The organism is Paenibacillus sp. FSL H8-0283, assembly GCF_045040675.1.
Taxonomy (GTDB): domain Bacteria; phylum Bacillota; class Bacilli; order Paenibacillales; family Paenibacillaceae; genus Paenibacillus; species Paenibacillus amylolyticus.
This window is the reverse complement of sequence record NZ_CP150295.1, coordinates 4,738,115-4,755,553: the sequence shown is the minus strand read 5'-3', so window position 1 is coordinate 4,755,553 and position 17,439 is coordinate 4,738,115. Positions and strand designations below refer to the sequence as shown.

The 17,439-nt window shown below is 48.6% G+C and carries 2 protein-coding genes; both read left to right on the top strand.

The genetic code is table 11. The features are described from left to right. Nucleotides 1-306 precede the first annotated feature (306 nt). Nucleotides 307-1,530: an ACP S-malonyltransferase gene (gene fabD, locus MHI52_RS21100; RefSeq protein WP_405157580.1), complete on the top strand. Its 1,224-nt coding sequence runs from the start codon at nt 307-309 to the stop codon at nt 1,528-1,530. A gap of 44 nt (nt 1,531-1,574) precedes the next feature. Then, on the top strand, nt 1,575-17,435 hold the full coding sequence (locus tag MHI52_RS21095; RefSeq protein ID WP_405157579.1) for an amino acid adenylation domain-containing protein: 15,861 nt from the start codon (nt 1,575-1,577) through the stop codon (nt 17,433-17,435). The last annotated feature ends 4 nt before the right edge of the window (nt 17,436-17,439 follow it).

Below are 17,439 nucleotides of genomic sequence, written 5' to 3'. Positions count from 1 at the left end.
CTTTTTTGAAGAGAGAGTATGTAAAATTGAATTGAGAACGCTCCGTCTTCCTCCGCCAGTAGTATATCTACTTTTAGAACAGCCTCTTTTTAAGCTAAATACTTACTTGACATGGAAATAAATAGTACTGTATTGTATTTTTATGCTTAAATTACAACTGTATCCTATTTTTGAGTATAACTCGAAAGCAAATTCTTCTTTTATCAACCACAAATCGACATTTTTCATCAAAATCTCCCAACATAGAGTATTTTTCATACCGCTTTAATTGTTTTAAAACAAAATACTACGAATCGAGGTTTGCTTATGCCAACTACGGCATTTTTGTTTCCGGGTCAGGGATCACAATATGTCGGTATGGGAAGAAAGTTGCACGATGAATTTACTGTAGCAAAGCGTTACTTTGAAGAAGCGAACGATGCGCTGGGGTTCAATCTTACTGAAATGTGTTTTGAAGGCAGCCATTCACAGCTTATGCAGACAATGAATACACAACCGGCCATATTGGCAGTAAGCGTTATTGCCTTCGAAATCGGCAGGAGGGAACTGGGGTGGCAACCTGATTTTATGGCCGGACATAGTCTTGGCGAATATTCCGCACTTGTATGCAGCGGTGTGCTATCTTTTCGGGACGGGCTCGGGATTGTAAGGAAGCGGGGGATGTTAATGCAAGCTGCGCATTCTTCTGACATTGGAGCGATGGTCGCTGTGACGCATGCTGCTTCTGATCAATTGGAGGAGTTTTGTCGTCAAGCTAGTAACGACACATCACAAGTTGTTATTGCTTGTTATAACTCTTTGAACCAACATGTGCTTGCCGGTCATCGAATAGCTGTACAATCGGTGGTTCATCGGCTGCAAGCGCAATTTACAGATGTAAGCGTTAAATATTTAAATGTTAGCGCCCCCTTTCATAGTCCATTGATGCAATCAGCGGCGGAGCAACTGGCCGTTGAACTGGAGAGGATTGAGACTAGGGACGCACGGTGGCCGGTCATATCGAACGTGACGGCAAGAACGTATGGGCGGCAAGAACTACTTCCGCTTCTTTACCGCCAAATGACCGAACCGGTTCGCTGGCTGGAAACGATGCATTATCTGAACAGTCAAGGAATCAGCCGAACGGTGGAAGTCGGGCCACGCCAGGTATTGACACATCTAATGAAGGGCACCTATCCCGCTGTTCAGACTTGCCAATTCGATCATCCTAAGCAATTGGAGGAGCTGCGTGCATGGTTTGACAGAAGCGAGAATAATCGTGAAGCCGTCATCGCCAGCATTCGAGAATCATTGACAGCCGCTATCATTGCGCGAAATCGGAATAACGATGCCATAGCGTACAGTGCCGGCGTAATTCTGCCCATCCAACAAATCAGGGATTTGATCGAAAAGTTGTGTGGAAATAATCCTTCGGATTTTACGCAAACGCTAAATCAGATTAAAAGTCTGTTGCAGTCAGTACTGTTCACCAAACAATTACCGCTGGAAGAACAGATGAAAATCACTGACAAGTTACCGGCAATGGATTAGGAAGCCGCACTAATGAATTTCATCATTTTTTTGGGGGGAAGAATGTGTACACAAAGCAATTTACAAGCCTGGTTGACGTATTGAAAGAAAGAGGGAACACAGCGGATCGGGGAATCATTTTTATTGAAGGGGACGATCAAGAGAAGCAGCTTACATATAAGGAGCTCTATGAAGAAGCCTGCGGATTTTTAGGCTACCTTCAAAAGCGGGGAGTGGAGACAGGGCAGGAGGTTGTGTTTCAAATAGACGACAATCGCCATTTTATTATCGCTTTTTGGGGCTGCATCCTTGGCGGTATGATTCCTGTCCCGGTAAGCACTGGGAACAATGACGAACATAAGAGCAAAGTATTTCGTATTTGGAATATACTGAATCGCCCTTATTTGCTTGCAAACTCAAAAATATTGAAAAATTTGGAAGAATTTGCGGTGAAAAGCGAACAGACAGAATTATTCGACAAGCTTCGCGGCAAGGTATCACTTTTTGACGACAATTCAGTATTCTCACGGGCATTCTCTCCCCAAATCTATAGTCCACATCCCGAAGATATTGCCTTTATTCAATTTTCATCAGGTTCGACGGGAGATCCCAAAGGGGTTATACTGACCCATCGCAATCTGATCTATAACGTTAACGGTATTATAAACAGAACTAAAACCACCTCTGAAGACTCCTATTTGCAGTGGATGCCTCTGACTCATGATATGGGAATGATATGCAACCACTTGACACCTCTGACAGCCAACTCGGATCAATATATTATTCCAACATCCTTATTTATAAGACAACCCGCACTATGGATCAAAAAAGCAAGCGAGCATCAGGTTACTGTCATCTCCTCTCCGAATTTCGGCTATAAATACTTACTGCAGTTTTTCAAACCGGAAAAAGCTGAGAATTGGGATTTATCAAATATCCGCCTGATTTATAACGGAGCAGAGCCGATTTCAACCGAGCTGTGTAATGAATTTCTGGACACCTTCGCCCCTTATGGTCTAAAACGGACTGCTATGTGTACTGTTTATGGACTTGCCGAAGCTTCTGTAGGCGTTGCTTTGCCTCCGATCGAAGATGAATTTGTGACCGTATTTGTCGACCGCCGTCATCTTAATATTGGGGAACAGGTTATTGAAGTTGATCAAGAATTACCCTATGCGTTGTCCTTTGTAGAAGTCGGTTACTCGATCGACTACTGCCAGTTGAGGATCTGTAATGAGGACGGAACAGAGTCAATGAACGGTAAGATAGGCCATATACATATCAGGGGGGATAACGTCACCAAAGGATACTACAATAACCCGGAAGCAACTGGTGAGCTATTAACACCGGACGGCTGGGTTAGAACCGGGGATTTGGGATTCCTCCGCAACGGTCAGTTAGTCGTCACCGGACGGGCGAAGGATATTATTTTTGTGAACGGGCAAAACGTATACCCTCATGATCTGGAGCGAATTGCTGAGGAAATAGACGGTGTGGAGCTCGGCCGAATAGCCGTATGTGGGATTTACAATACAGAAAATAAAAAGGAAGAAATTGTTATATTTGTCGTTTCCAAAAGAAAAATAGAGAAGTTTTATCCGATCGCGCTAAAGCTAAAGCGGCTTTTGAACGAGCGGGGAGGCTGGGAAATTGCGGATGTGGTTCCGACCAAACGAATGCCGAAAACGACCAGCGGAAAGATACAGCGGTATGTACTTGCCCAACAGTATCAGAATGGCGAGTTTACTGAGGTTTTACAGGAATTGAAGAGTATGTTCTCAGCAGAAAAAAAGGAAATGGCGGACGAGCAGCAAGAGTATCTCGATCCGAGGAGTTCGCAAATGGAAATTGAGCGTGATATCCAGCGTATCTGTCGCGAAGTCCTCGGGAAAGACGAGATCGGTGTTCGGGACAGTTACTTCGAGATGGGAGTAAACTCCCTCCATATGGCGCAAATGGCTGACCGGATCGAGAAAAGGTTTTCGGTCAAACTAGCAGTTGCAGATTTGTTCGCTTATCCGACGATTCATGACTTGGCCAAATTCCTGAAGTCTGAACCAAATTTATCCCATCAACCGGAGCAAAATGGAATTGATTCATCGAAACAGGATCATGATATCGCGATTATCGGGATGTCACTTCATTTGCCGGGTGCGGCAACGGTTCAGGAGTACTGGGGAAATTTGATGGAAGGCCGCCATCATATCGGAGAATTGCAGGGTAATCGGCGGGAAGATGCCAAAGATTATTTATCCGTGATGGGGCTGGATGTCCAGGAACCCGAGTTTAGTGCCGGAGGATATTTAAAGGAAATTGATAAATTCGATTATACGTTTTTCAAAATCACCCCTAATGAAGCCAAGTTAATGGACCCGAATCAAAGGTTATTTACTCAGCAAGCTTGGAAAACAATAGAGGACGCAGGATATGCCGGAGATAAGCTGCGCGGCCGGAAGGTGGGGGTATACGCCGGTTATTCAAAAGTGGGATATGATTACGAACGTCTGATTTCCAAAGCACAGCCGGACCAGATATCAAATTATATCGTCGGAAACTTGCCCTCCGTTTTGGCCAGCCGCATCGCGTATTTTCTTGATTTTAAGGGTCCGGCGGTAACCGTAGACACGGCTTGTTCTTCTTCCTTGGTCGCTGTTCATATGGCGTGTCAGGCGATTCGCTCTGGCGAATGCGAGATGGCGTTGGCTGGGGGGGTCAGAACTTCCATACTTCCCTTGTCTTTAGGTCTGGATATGGAATCCAAGGACGGTTATACCCGCGCCTTCGATTCAGATTCGGACGGAACGGGCGTGAGCGAAGGGGTGGCATCCGTGTTGTTGAAGCCTCTGGCTCAGGCGCTCCGTGACGGAGACCAAGTATATGCTGTCATTAAGGGCAGCGCGGTGAATCAGGATGGAACGACGGTGGGAATTACGGCGCCTAACCCTGCTTCCCAGAGTGAAGTGATCCGTGCGGCCTGGGAGGATGCGGGCGTGGATCCAGCAACCCTTACGTTTATCGAAGCTCACGGAACGGGGACGAAGCTGGGCGACCCAGTCGAGTTTTCAGCATTAGAAAAAGCATTTGCCGGATATACAGATAAGAAGCAGTTTTGTGCACTAGGCTCCGTGAAGGCCAATATTGGACACACTTTTGAAGCGTCTGGGATCGCTGGTCTGATTAAATCGGTTCTGATGCTTAAGCACCGGCAAAATCCGCCACTGCTCCATTTCAGAGAGCCAAACAAAAATATAAATTTAGAGCATTCCCCTTTTTATATTAATTCCGAGCCCGCTGCATTTGATGCAACGGAGCAACTGCTTCGCTGCGGAGTCAGTTCCTTCGGATTCAGCGGAACGAACTGCCATGTGGTTATGGAGGAATTCGTTGATCCAAGAGCGGAAGTAGCGGAACAAGAGGATGGACGATCCCATTTGTTCACCCTATCTGCCAAAAGCGAAGGCGCTCTTCAAGAGCTGCTTCGCAGTCATGTAGACCATTTGGACTTATATCCGTACCAGGCCTTATCCGATATTTGCTACACGGCAAGCACAGGGAGGGCTCATCTTGAGTACCGTATCGCATTCGTCTGCCACTCACGCGAAGAATTAGCCCGTAAACTGACAGATCTTGCTGAGAACAAAGGACAGCAGGGAATATTTCGAGGTGTACATCGGATCGTTTCCGAGTCAAACCGGGAACCCGGGCGGGGAGAAATCACTGAAGAAGAATTATACCGTATCAATGAAGAAGCAACCGGGATGATTTTGAACCTCGCTTCCACGGCGCTAGAGAGCCGGGGGTGGCAGCTTGAACGGTTATGCGAGCTGTACGTTCAGGGCGCGCGGATCGAATGGGACAAGCTCTATTCCGCGAGAAAGGTTCCCTTGCCGCTGTATCCTTTTGAACGTAAGCGCTGCTGGATTGAAATTGAACGAAGCGATCATCGAAAGGAGGAAGGACATACGAATTCTAAGCAAAAGGATTTAATGACGCCAACCGCTGAAACTTCCCATTTGTCGGCTGATGTAGAGAAAATAGTGAAGAAAATGATCGGTGATGCCTCAGGATTGGATGTGACTGAGATAGACAGCTCCGCCCACTTCCTTGAAATGGGACTGGACTCTATCATGCTTGTCCGGATTCGCAAGGAAATTGAACATATTTACCTGCTGGATATCGCGATTGAAAGGTTTTTCGACTCGATCACCAATGTCCACACATTAACCCGATATATTATCGAAAATGCCAATTTGAAACCGGCTGTGGCTTCGGCACCTAAGGAAGTCCCGAACCAGGAGGAAGAGTCCCAGAAGCAAGCGGTGCTTCAAGAAGCAGAAGATCAGCGACTTCAGGCTGCAGCGACTGTTTCCGTGGAGATGAAGGATTGGATATCTCCGCCGGTTGCGGGAGGCTCGGCATTGGAGCGGATTTTTACCCAGCAGATAGAGCTGATGACCCTTCAGCAGCAAAATGTGAATGATATTCTCGGCAGGCAGTTGGAGCTTTTAAGCGGCAGCGGGGCAAAGATGAGCGGAACTGAGGGAGACGTGCGGAATTTTGACGTTTTGCCGGGTGGATACAAGCGGGGAGAGAAAGAAAAGGTGAGACCAGACGGCCAGAGCACAGCCAATCTGTCCAACTTTGTATCCTCTCCTGATTCCAGCGTTGCTCCCGAATCGACCGAAGTGTTTCAGGCCGATCCTGCCGTTCGGGTTGCGCCAACCGGCAGCGGTGGGCAGGAGCCTAAGCCATTTATTCCCTATCAGCCGATGGTGATTGGAGAGGACGGAGATTTTACAGAGCAGCAGAAAGAACATCTGAATAAGTTTTTTGCGGAATATACAAGACGTACAGAAGGGTCCAAAACATATGCGCAGCGGACGCGGTATGTCCATGCAAACAACCGTAATGTACCGGGATTCCGTTCCTATTGGAAAGAAGCAATTTATCCGATCGTGGCCGAGCGTTCTTCGGGTTCAAGGATGTGGGACGTGGACGGCAACGAATATATTGATTTGACAATGGGCTTCGGCGTAAATCTGCTCGGGCATAATCCGGAATTTCTCGTTTCAGAGATGAAAGAGCAGTCTTCTTCTACTCTGCCTCCGTTAGGCCCGATGTCTGATCTGGCCGGCGATGTAGCGGAAAGAATTAGCCGGATTACGGGCATGGAACGCGTGGCTTTCTACAATTCCGGAACAGAAGCTGTCATGGTTGCACTGCGTACGGTGAGAGCCGCGACGGGACGCTCGAAGGTCGTCATTTTTTCCGGCTCCTATCACGGTACATTCGACGGAGTGTTGGGGGTATCCCATCCGGATTCCGATGCTGCCGCGTACCCGATGGCACCTGGCATCCAGGCAAATTTTGTTCGCGACGTTATCATGCTGAACTACAATAAGCCTGAATCGTTGGAACTCATCCGCAAGTATGGACATGAGTTGGCAGCAGTGCTCGTCGAGCCCGTGCAGAGTCGCCGGCCGGACCTGCAGCCGCGCCAATTTTTGCAGCAGCTCCGGGAGATCACTTCCGAATCGGGGACGGCGCTTATTTTTGACGAAGTCATCACCGGGTTCCGAATCGGCCTGGCAGGTGCTCAAGCCTGGTTTGGTGTAAATGCCGATCTGGTGGTGTATGGAAAGGTGGTCGGGGGAGGTCTGCCCATCGGGGTCGTGGCCGGGAAAGGAGATTTCATGGATCCGATCGACGGCGGGAAGTGGAATTTTGGAGATATCTCCTATCCGTCAAAGGCCGATCGTAAAACCTTTGTCGGAGGCACGTTCTGCACTCACCCGCTCACGATGCGCGTGGCTCTAAAAACGATCGACTATTTGGAGTCTCAAGGTCCCGCATTGTACGACGAGTTGAATAGTAAAACGGATTATCTCGTGCAATCATTGAACGCCTTCTTCAAAGAGCGGAAAGTTCCGATTTATATGGTGAATTTCGGATCTTTATTCCGCTTCGTTTCCTTCGGAGACATCGAGCTGTTCTTCTATCATTTGAACCACAGAGGACTTTATGTGTGGGAAGGACGGAATTGCTTCATGTCCACGGCCCATTCCGATGAAGATATTGGTACGATCATTCACATCGTAAAAGAGACCGTGAGCGATTTACAGCGTGGCGGATTTTTGCCGGGAGACCCACCTCCGGACGATGACGGCGGAGGAGGAAAGCGTGTCAAGCTGTCCAATGAGCAAAAACAGCTTTGGATTTCCTCCGTTGCAGGCGGACCCGCTTCGGCTTCTTTGAATGAATCCGTACTGCTTCGAATGAAGGGGTCTTTGAATATTGATGCGTTACGGCAGGCGGTCAACTTACTGATCCGCAGGCACGAGGCACTGCGCACGGTCATTGATGCCAGCGGTGAATACCAAGAGATTCTGCCCGAGGCGCAAGCACCGTTGAGGGTGCAGGATATGCGCGGTGATCTGGCTGATAGTAGTAAGGATAATCTGGATCGCTGGCTGGCGGCGGACGCTTCCGAAGCAATCGATCTGCAAACCGGGCAGCCGTTGTTTCGGATTACCGTGTTGCAAATGGACGATGAGGAATACATTTTGGCATTTGCCTTCCATCATATCGTCATTGACGGTTGGTCGATCGCTATATTTGCAGGCGAGCTGGAAGAGGCTTATTCGGCGGTCTGCGAAAAACGAATACCGCAGCTGCCGCAGCCGGTCCAATTTCGCGAATATTTGCAATGGCAGGAACAAAAACTTCATCAACCCGATGCCGACGAGGCTGCGACGTTCTGGTCGGCCCAATGCAGCCAGCCAGTTCCAACCTTACAGCTGCCTTCGATTCACGGATACATTAGAAAAAAGATGTTCAATGGTGGCAGGTATACTCTGGTGCTGGACCGGGATGAGACGAAGAGGTTAAGGGCGCTCAGCATTCGTAGTAAGAACAGTATTTTTATTACCATGCTGGCTGCTTACAGTTTGTTTTTATATCGGCTCACCTGTCAAAGACAAATTATCGTCAGCATTCCAACGGCAGGACAATCCCACATGGGGGAAACCCACCTGATCGGAAATTGTGTGAATTTGCTTCCTATATATACGGAGCTGAATGACAGTGAATCGATCGCTGACTACTTAGGTGCCGTAAAGGAAGTCATGCAGCGGGTGGACCGGCATCAAAGTTATTCGCTCGCAAGCCTGATGGAACACATGCCCGATGTGCATATACCGAACTTGAATATGATGTTCAATATGGACCGTCCTGTTCGTCAACTGAACTTTAGTGGATTAGAAACTGAGCTTCTTCCGTACCCTGTTCGCCATTTGCATTATGATTTGTTTCTTAATGTAACGGAAATCAATCAAGAGCTGAGGTTGGATTTCGATTTCAGCACCGATTTATTCGAACCGGAAGTTATGAAGATTTGGGCGGAAGGTTACCGGCATCTATTACTTTCCATGACACAAGATTCCTCCATGAGTGTATCGCAAATGTCGCTGAGTACTGAAGAGCATACGCATGCGCTATCGCAGTTCCAGAATAAACATAAGGGAAAGTATATTCTTGATTCGCAGCGGAAACCGACTCCGATCGGTTCCATCGGCGAACTGCATACCTTGAATTTAGAGAACGATGCAATGATACCTTCGGGACAGCTCGCGATGATTGTTCCTTCCGGGGCGATGATCATGTGTGGGGATACTGATCGCTGGGCGGAAATTCGCGGATACCGCATCAACTTGACACAGTTGGAAGCCGAGCTGACGAAGCTGGAAAGCTTGAAACAGGCTCAAGTGGTTGTTCGGATAATAAAATGTCATCACGCATCCACGAGACTTGCGGCGTATATTGCATCTCAGATGCCGATCGAAGTTTCGCGTGTCCGAGTGGAGATGGCCGAACGCCTGGCCGAGTATGCAATACCTGCTGATGTGGCGGTACTGGAGTCGTTCCAGCGATTGGATGACGGATCCATCGACGAAAATGCACTATCCGGTCTGGATATGTTCTCGCAGGAACAGGAGCCGTTAAATGAGATGGAGTCCAGCATTGCTGAAATCTGGAACGAACTTTTGGGGACCGAGCATGTTGGTGCTAACGATCATTTTTTTAACATTGGCGGCAACTCTTTGAAAGCGACAGTCATGCTGTCGCGAATATACCGGGAGTTCGGTATTCAAATTCCAATTGGCCAGTGGTTCCAGCAGCCGACGGTTCGCCAGTTATCCGGGTTGTTGAACGGACATGCGGAGGAATCATACGATCTGATTCCGGTACAGCCTCAGCAGGAGTACTATGGAATATCCGCGTCCCAGAAGCGGATTTATATATTGGAGCAACTTGAGGCGAACAGTCTTATCCACAATATCCCGGGTCAGATCCATCTTGCGGGTGAACTGGATCCGGACCGGTTAATTACTGCTCTTCAACAAATTGTGGACAGACATCGGGTGTTTCGAACGTCTTTTGAAATTCGGGGCCAGGAAATTGTGCAGAGAATTGGTGATGCGGTTGTGCTGGACGTTCCGTACTCGGAACTTTCTTCTGAGGAAACAACAGATGACCGGTTCCGAAATTTCGTAAAGCCGTTTGATCTGACCCAAGCGCCACTTTTCAGGGCAGAGCTTGTCAAACTGTCCGATGCTGAATCTCTGCTGTTAGTAGATATGCATCATTTGATTTCAGATGGTTATTCCATGGCCGTATTTATGAAAGAGCTAGTGGGATTGTATCAAGGAGATGCACTGCCGGAGCTTAGAGTACAATACACGGACTTCGCTGTCTGGCAGAATCAAACGGTTAACGAACAACGTATGAGAGAGCAGGAAGCTTACTGGCTTAATGAATTTGTAGGAGAGCTGCCCACTCTGAATATGCCAATGGACTATCCGCGGCCTGGACAACTGAGCGTGGAGGGGGAACGACTAACCTCCTGCTTGGACGAAGGATTGACGAAAAGACTTCGCCGATTGGCCGCGGATACGGGCACCACGTTGTATATGGTTATGCTTACGGCTTATAAAGTACTTTTGCATAAATATTCCTGCCAGGATGACCTTGTTGTTGGTACTCCGGTTTCGGGGCGTATTCATCCCGACATCGAGCCGCTGATTGGTGTGTTTATCAATACTGTTGCGATCCGTAGTTATCCGGCCAAAGACAAGACATTTGCCGAGTATTTGGAGGAAGTTCGGCACAGCAGCATCGGAGCATTCGAAAATCAAAGTTATCCCTTTGAAATGCTGGTGGAAAAGCTCAATATCCGAAGAGACCCCAGCCGCAATCCGTTGTTCGATGTCATGTTTATTTTTCAAAATATGGAATTAGAGGGTGTGTCTGGAGCGGGAGTGACATTTAAGCCGGAAGAGAAAAATCCTGGTGTGTCGCCCTATGATCTGACGCTTAGTGCTGAGGACTGGAATGAGGAATCGGTAACCTTAAACCTGGACTATAGTAAAAAATTGTTCAAGCATGAAAAGGCAGAGCGGATGCTCGTGCATTATGTAAATATTCTAAATGCTGCGGCGGATCAATCCGCATTGACTCTATCGGAGATTGATATTTTATCCGCGGAGGAGCGTCAACAACTGCTGTTTGAATTTAATGCAGCCGAGCTTCTTTATGACAAGCAGTTGACAATCGATGAGTTGATCCGGCGGCAGGCAGAACGTGCTCCTGATGAGGTTGCGGTAATTTGGGAGGATAAGTCTTATACCTATAGTGAACTGGATGCCCAATCGGACCAGCTCGCGGCTGCGCTTCGGCAAAAAGGGGTGCTGCCCGGAACGATTGCCGGGGTAATGGTTACCCGATCGATTCATATGATCGTGGCTTTGCTTGGCGTATTGAAAGCGGGAGCCGCTTACCTGCCGATTGATCCGGAATATCCGGTGCAGCGGATTGAGTATATGCTGGCCGACAGCGGTGCACAAATTTTGCTGACCGATCAAGGGCTGGACGTCCAGGTGGAATACAGTATCGCAACGATCAACATGCACGATGAAAGCTTGTATCAGGGGATAACACCGGAAGATATGTCTTCCTTACCAGTTCATACAGCCGATCACAATGCGTACGTTATATATACCTCGGGCTCTACGGGAAATCCCAAGGGAGTCATGATATCGCACCGGGCAGTCCATAACTTTATCGAAGCTACGACCAAGGAGATCGCATTCTCCCCCGGCAAAAGCATACTGTGCCTGACGACGGTTTCTTTCGATATTTTTGTTCTCGAAACGTGGGTGCCTTTAACCAAAGGGCTCACTGTCGTCATCGCAGGAGAGTCGGACCAGCGGGATCCCTTAGCGCTCAACCGTTTGATCACGAAACATCATGTGCAAATGCTGCAAATGACGCCGTCCCGTTTGAAAATGCTCCTGGGCGGTGACCCGGACATGACATTTCTAAGCAGCGTGACCGACATTATGCTCGGCGGAGAACCCCTCCCGATTTATTTTTTACACCGACTTCAGGAGGGTTCCAGTTTAAACATATTTAATATGTACGGTCCGACAGAAACGACGGTATGGTCCTGTATCAGTAACTTGACGAAAAAGGAAATAGTGGATATCGGCACACCGATTAGCAATACACAGATTTATTTACTGGATGCCAACGATATGCTGGTTCCGATCGGGCTGCCCGGGGAGCTGTGCATCGGAGGAGATGGATTGGCCGAAGGCTACTGGCAGCGCGACGATTTGACGAATCAGAAATTTGTCGACAATCCGCAAGTCCGGGGCCAAAGAATGTACCGGACCGGAGATTTGGCTAAATGGCGAGAAGATGGATGCCTTGAATATATAGGCAGAATGGACTTTCAGGTTAAAATCCGTGGGTACCGGATTGAGCTCGAAGAAATTGAGGCAGCGATGATTCGTCAGCTTCCGGTAAAGGAATCCGTTGTGGTGGCCAAACAGGACAACCAAGGAAATTCCTACCTCTGCGCTTATTACGTTCCGCAAGCGGGGAGCGAACTGGGCTCGATTCGGGAAAGCCTGCTCAAGTCACTACCTGAATATATGGTGCCTTCCTACTTTATACCGCTGGAGCAGATGCCGTTGACGCTAAACGGAAAAATCGACAAAACAGCAATGCCTGAGCTGGAAGTGAGTGCACTTACTTTGGAGTCTTATACGCCTCCGGAAAATGCAATCGAAGATCGACTGGTTCTGATTTGGGAAGAAGAACTGGACCTTGAGCAAGTCGGCATTCATGATAATTTCTTTGAACGGGGTGGCCACTCCCTGAAAGCGACGATCATGATTGCCAGAATGAACAAAGAATGGGGTGTGGGAATATCTGTGGGGGAATTTTTCCATCATCCTACGGTACGAGGATTAGCGAGGTTGATTCAGCATGGCAGCCATCGTACGTTTGATGAAATTCCCGTCGCGGAAACTCGTAGCCATTACGCATTGTCAGCGGCGCAAAGACGTCTGTTTATCCTTGAACAATTAAATGGGGCCAGCACGGCATATAACATGACGGCAGCCTTTGAGGTCGAGGGAGATCTGGATATTGGAAAGCTGGAAACCAGTTTCCGTACCATGATACAAAGACATGAGGCGTTCCGCACCTCCTTCCGGACGGTCGACGGGGAGCCAGTGCAGATCATTCATCCTGAGGTTGAATTTGCCATTGAGCTTGTCGAATGCATGGACGATGCCGATTTAGTCTCGCTTTCCAAGAGATTCATCATGCCTTTCGATCTAAGCAAAGCTCCTTTATTTAGGGCATGTCTGGCAAAAAGGGATGCAAACTGTTATGTCCTGCTGATTGACATGCACCATATCATTTCGGACGGTTCTTCCATTGAAGTGTTCATAGAGGAATTCAATACGCTGTACAGCGGCGGTGAACTGCCGGAGCTTCGAATTCAATATAAAGATTATGCCGCCTGGTATAACGAGCAGCTGCATGAGGGATCGTTTGAAGATGATAAGCAATACTGGCTCAAGCAATTTGCCGTAGAGCCTCCAGTATTGAGTATGCCGACTGACTTTCCTCGTCCGCAATACCAAAGTAATGAGGGGGCAAAACTTGAAACTTCTGTCGGTTCGGAGCTGACAGCTCAATTGCAGCAGTTAGCGCTCGAAACGGGGACAACCCTCTATATGATTTTACTTGCCGGGTACAGCATCCTCCTATCCAAATACGCGGGGCAAGAGGACATTATTGTAGGGACGGCGTCAGCCGGAAGAGATCATGTTGATCTGCGCAAGGTGATGGGCGTATTCATCAATACACTGGCGATTCGAACCAGCCCAGAGGGCCGGAAGAGCTTCCGTGAGTATTTGATGGAAGTCAAAGACATATGCCTGAACGCTTATGAACATCAGCAGTTTCCGTTTGAGAGCTTGGTAGAGGCATTGTCGATTCCGAGAGACTTGAGCCGAAGCCCATTGTTTGACGTGATGCTGACGATGCAGAATGCAGACGAAGACGATTTTCAAGTGAAAGGTTTGGCAGTCAAGCCTTATGCGCTACAGCAGAACTCATCCAAGTTTGATATCTCTCTGCTGGTCAAACGGACCGGGGATAATATTCTTTTGGAATTCGTCTACAGCACTGCTTTGTTTACTGCTGATACACTGGAACGGTTTGCTCAGTTATTGGTCCATGTGCTTCACACGTGTGCGAACAGGCCGGAGCTGGAGCTTGCCAAGCTCTCCCTGCTGTCGGGTGAGGAGAAGACAGACGGTTCGCATAGGCAGCTGCTCCAAGATACCGAAGCTGCGAAGAAACCGGCATTTGGCACAATGATTGAATGGTTCGAGTCGACCGCAAAACGGATGCCGAATCAGACGGCGCTTGTCTGCGGAGAGGATCGATGGAGCTTTTCCGAACTAAATGGAAAAGCCAATCGGTTGGCAAAAATGCTGCTGGAGAACGGTTTCGGAGAAGGCAACCGTATTGCCGGGATTAGGATGGAGAACCGGCCTGAAACGATAGCTGCCCTGCTTGCTGTTTTCAAAGCGGGAGGCACGTATTTGCCGATTGATCCCGAGTTCCCTCAGGAACGAATCAAGTATATGTTGGCGGATTGCGGCGCCCAGTTCCTGTTGACCTATGCTGCCGATCTGCTTGCAGCTGACACTGGGGGGCAATTATTCCTTCTAGATCATCTCAAAGCGACAGATGGTCTGGAGAAGAATTTGAATATTCCGGTGAAAGAAGACGACTTGGCCTACTTGATCTATACCTCCGGGACAACCGGGACACCCAAAGGCGTTATGATCGAGCAGCGCAATTTGGTGAATTATGTGCACTGGTTTGTGACGAGTCAACGAATCGACGGCACAGACAAAACAATGCTCCTTTCCTCGCCCGGTTTTGATTTGTGCTATACCGCGCTGTATCCGGCGTTAGCGGGCGGTTGCGAGCTGCATCTGCTCGACCGACACGATTATGTGGACCCGGCTTTCGTACTGGACTACATGTCACTGAACGGCATTACATTTATTAAAGTGACGCCGTCTCTGTTTCACATTTTGGCGAATCATGAACGGTTTGATACGGAAGGGCTGTTGAACTCGCTGGAACTGATCGTTCTTGGTGGCGAGAAAATGAGGATCCAGGACGTTAAGCGATATTTTGAACGGTATCCGTACACCAGATTCGTAAACCACTACGGACCTACGGAAGCCACGATCGGATGTATTGCCCATCCATTCGACCAGGATTCATTCGAGGAATTCAGCAGTCAGCCGGTAATTGGGCAGCCAATCTTTCATACAGAAGCACAAATTATGGATAATTACGGAAACTTTTTGCCGGATGGAATACCAGGTGAGTTGGTGATCGCCGGGCGGGGGGTTGGACGCGGATATTTGGGACAGCCAGAACTTACGAACCAAAAGTTCATCTCCCATCCCCTCCATTCTGAACAGCGTCTGTATAAGACGGGAGACCGGGCTAAGCGATTGCCGAATGGCAGCATTGAGTTCATCGGCAGAGTCGACCATCAAACCAAAATCCGTGGTTACCGGGTAGAGCTTGCTGAAATCGAGTTTCAGCTTGCGGCTCATCCGGATGTGCAAGAGGCCGTAGTCACCGTGAAGGAGGACGACAACGGCAGCAAATACGTTTGTACCTATCTGGTTACTACGCAAGTGTTGACCGCGCAGGATATGAGAAACTATTTAGGGGCCAGACTTCCGGCATATATGCTGCCTTCTGCTTATGTTTTCCTTGACCACATACCGCTCAATGAGAACGGCAAGGTGAACTTCAAAGCGCTTCCCGATCCGGTCATGGAAGTCAAGCTTTGCGGAGAAGACTCGACTCCAATAAACGAAATTGAGGAAGTGATGCTGCGTGTATGGGAGGAAACGTTGGGCGTACAAGGTATAGGAACGGATCATAACTTCTTTGAATGCGGCGGCGATTCCATCAAGGCACTGCAGGTATCTTCACGATTAACAGCTTACAGTCTGCGGATGGAAATGAGGGATCTGTTCAAACATCCGACAATCCGGGAAGTGAGCAAATACGTACAGACGCTGACTGTCAAAACCAGTCAGGAGCCGGTGACTGGAGAGGTAGGCTTGACTCCGATTCAATATCGGCTGTTCGAACAGAAATGGGAGCATGTCCATCATTACAATCATTCAGTCATGGTGCACAGGCCGGAAGGCTTTGTTCCGGGGTTGGTCGCCGAGGCGTTCGATCGTCTGGTGGAGCACCACGACGCACTGCGGATGAGGTTTGGCATGGAGGATGACAGGATCGTTCAGTTCAATCAAGGGTTGGAAGAACAGGAGTATTACAAGCTGAATGTGATCGATCTCAAAGGAACTGCAAACACTGTGGCCGAAATCGAGCGGGAATCTGCCAAACTGCAGACGGAATTGAATATCGAGCAGGGACCGCTTATCCGACTGGCGATCTATCATACAAATACCGGAGATTATCTGTTATTCATCATTCATCATCTGGTCGTTGACGGGGTGTCCTGGCGGTTCATTCTGGAGGACTTCTCCACTGCCTACAAGCAATTGCTTGAACAATCGGAGGTGAAGCTCCCGGACAAAACGGATTCCTTCCAAGCATGGTCGGAGAAGCTGAGGAAGTATTCCGTAAGCTCGTCACTATTAAAAGAAACAGGATACTGGAGTGCCGTCGAGCGGACTTCTGTCACCGAGCTTCCCGTCGACCATTCGATTTCTTCGAATCAGGCAGGGGATCACGCGGTTCAGAAGCTGACATTGGACACCAATGTTACCCGTAGCCTGTTAACAGACGCTCACCATGCCTACAGTACGGAGATACAAGACCTTCTTCTTGCGGCTCTGAGCCGCACGCTGAAAGAGTGGGCAGGTTCCGGTAATATACTGATCCAACTGGAAGGGCATGGCCGGGAGGATGTAATAAAAGGGGTGAATGTGTCGAGGACGGTAGGATGGTTCACATCCCTGTTCCCGTTCGTGCTCGGAGAGAAAGGGACGGACGATCTTGCCGAATTGATCAAGAGTACCAAGGATGAGTTGCGAAGAGTACCGGGTAAAGGGTTGGGCTATGAAATTATGAAATATTTGACCTTCCATGACTCGACCTCCGAACTTTCACTGGATTACCTGCTCAAACCGGAGCTTGTCTTCAATTACCTTGGGCAGTTTGACCAGGAGGCAGCGCGGACGGCGGTGTTCCAAGTGTCCGACATTTCGACTGGACCCGAGGTCGGGCCGCAGGTTCAGAAGGGATATAAGCTGGAATTGAATGCCATGGTTTCCAACGGTCAATTCAGTATGGAAATAAACTACAACAAGTATCAATATCATCAGGAAACGATTCAGCGGCTCGCTAAGCGGTTTGGAGAACATCTTGAACAAATTGTCCAACACTGCTCCCGTAAGGAGGTTAAGGAAATGACACCGACCGACTTCCAGTACAACAAACTTTCTCAAAAGCAATTGGATGCCATTTCTCGCAAGCTGAAGAAGAAGCTATAGTCCT

What these genes read in the sequence shown, in the direction of transcription:
- fabD (WP_405157580.1), top strand. Translation starts at nt 307, where the DNA reads ATGCCAACTACGGCATTTTTGTTTCCGGGTCAGGGATCACAATATGTC.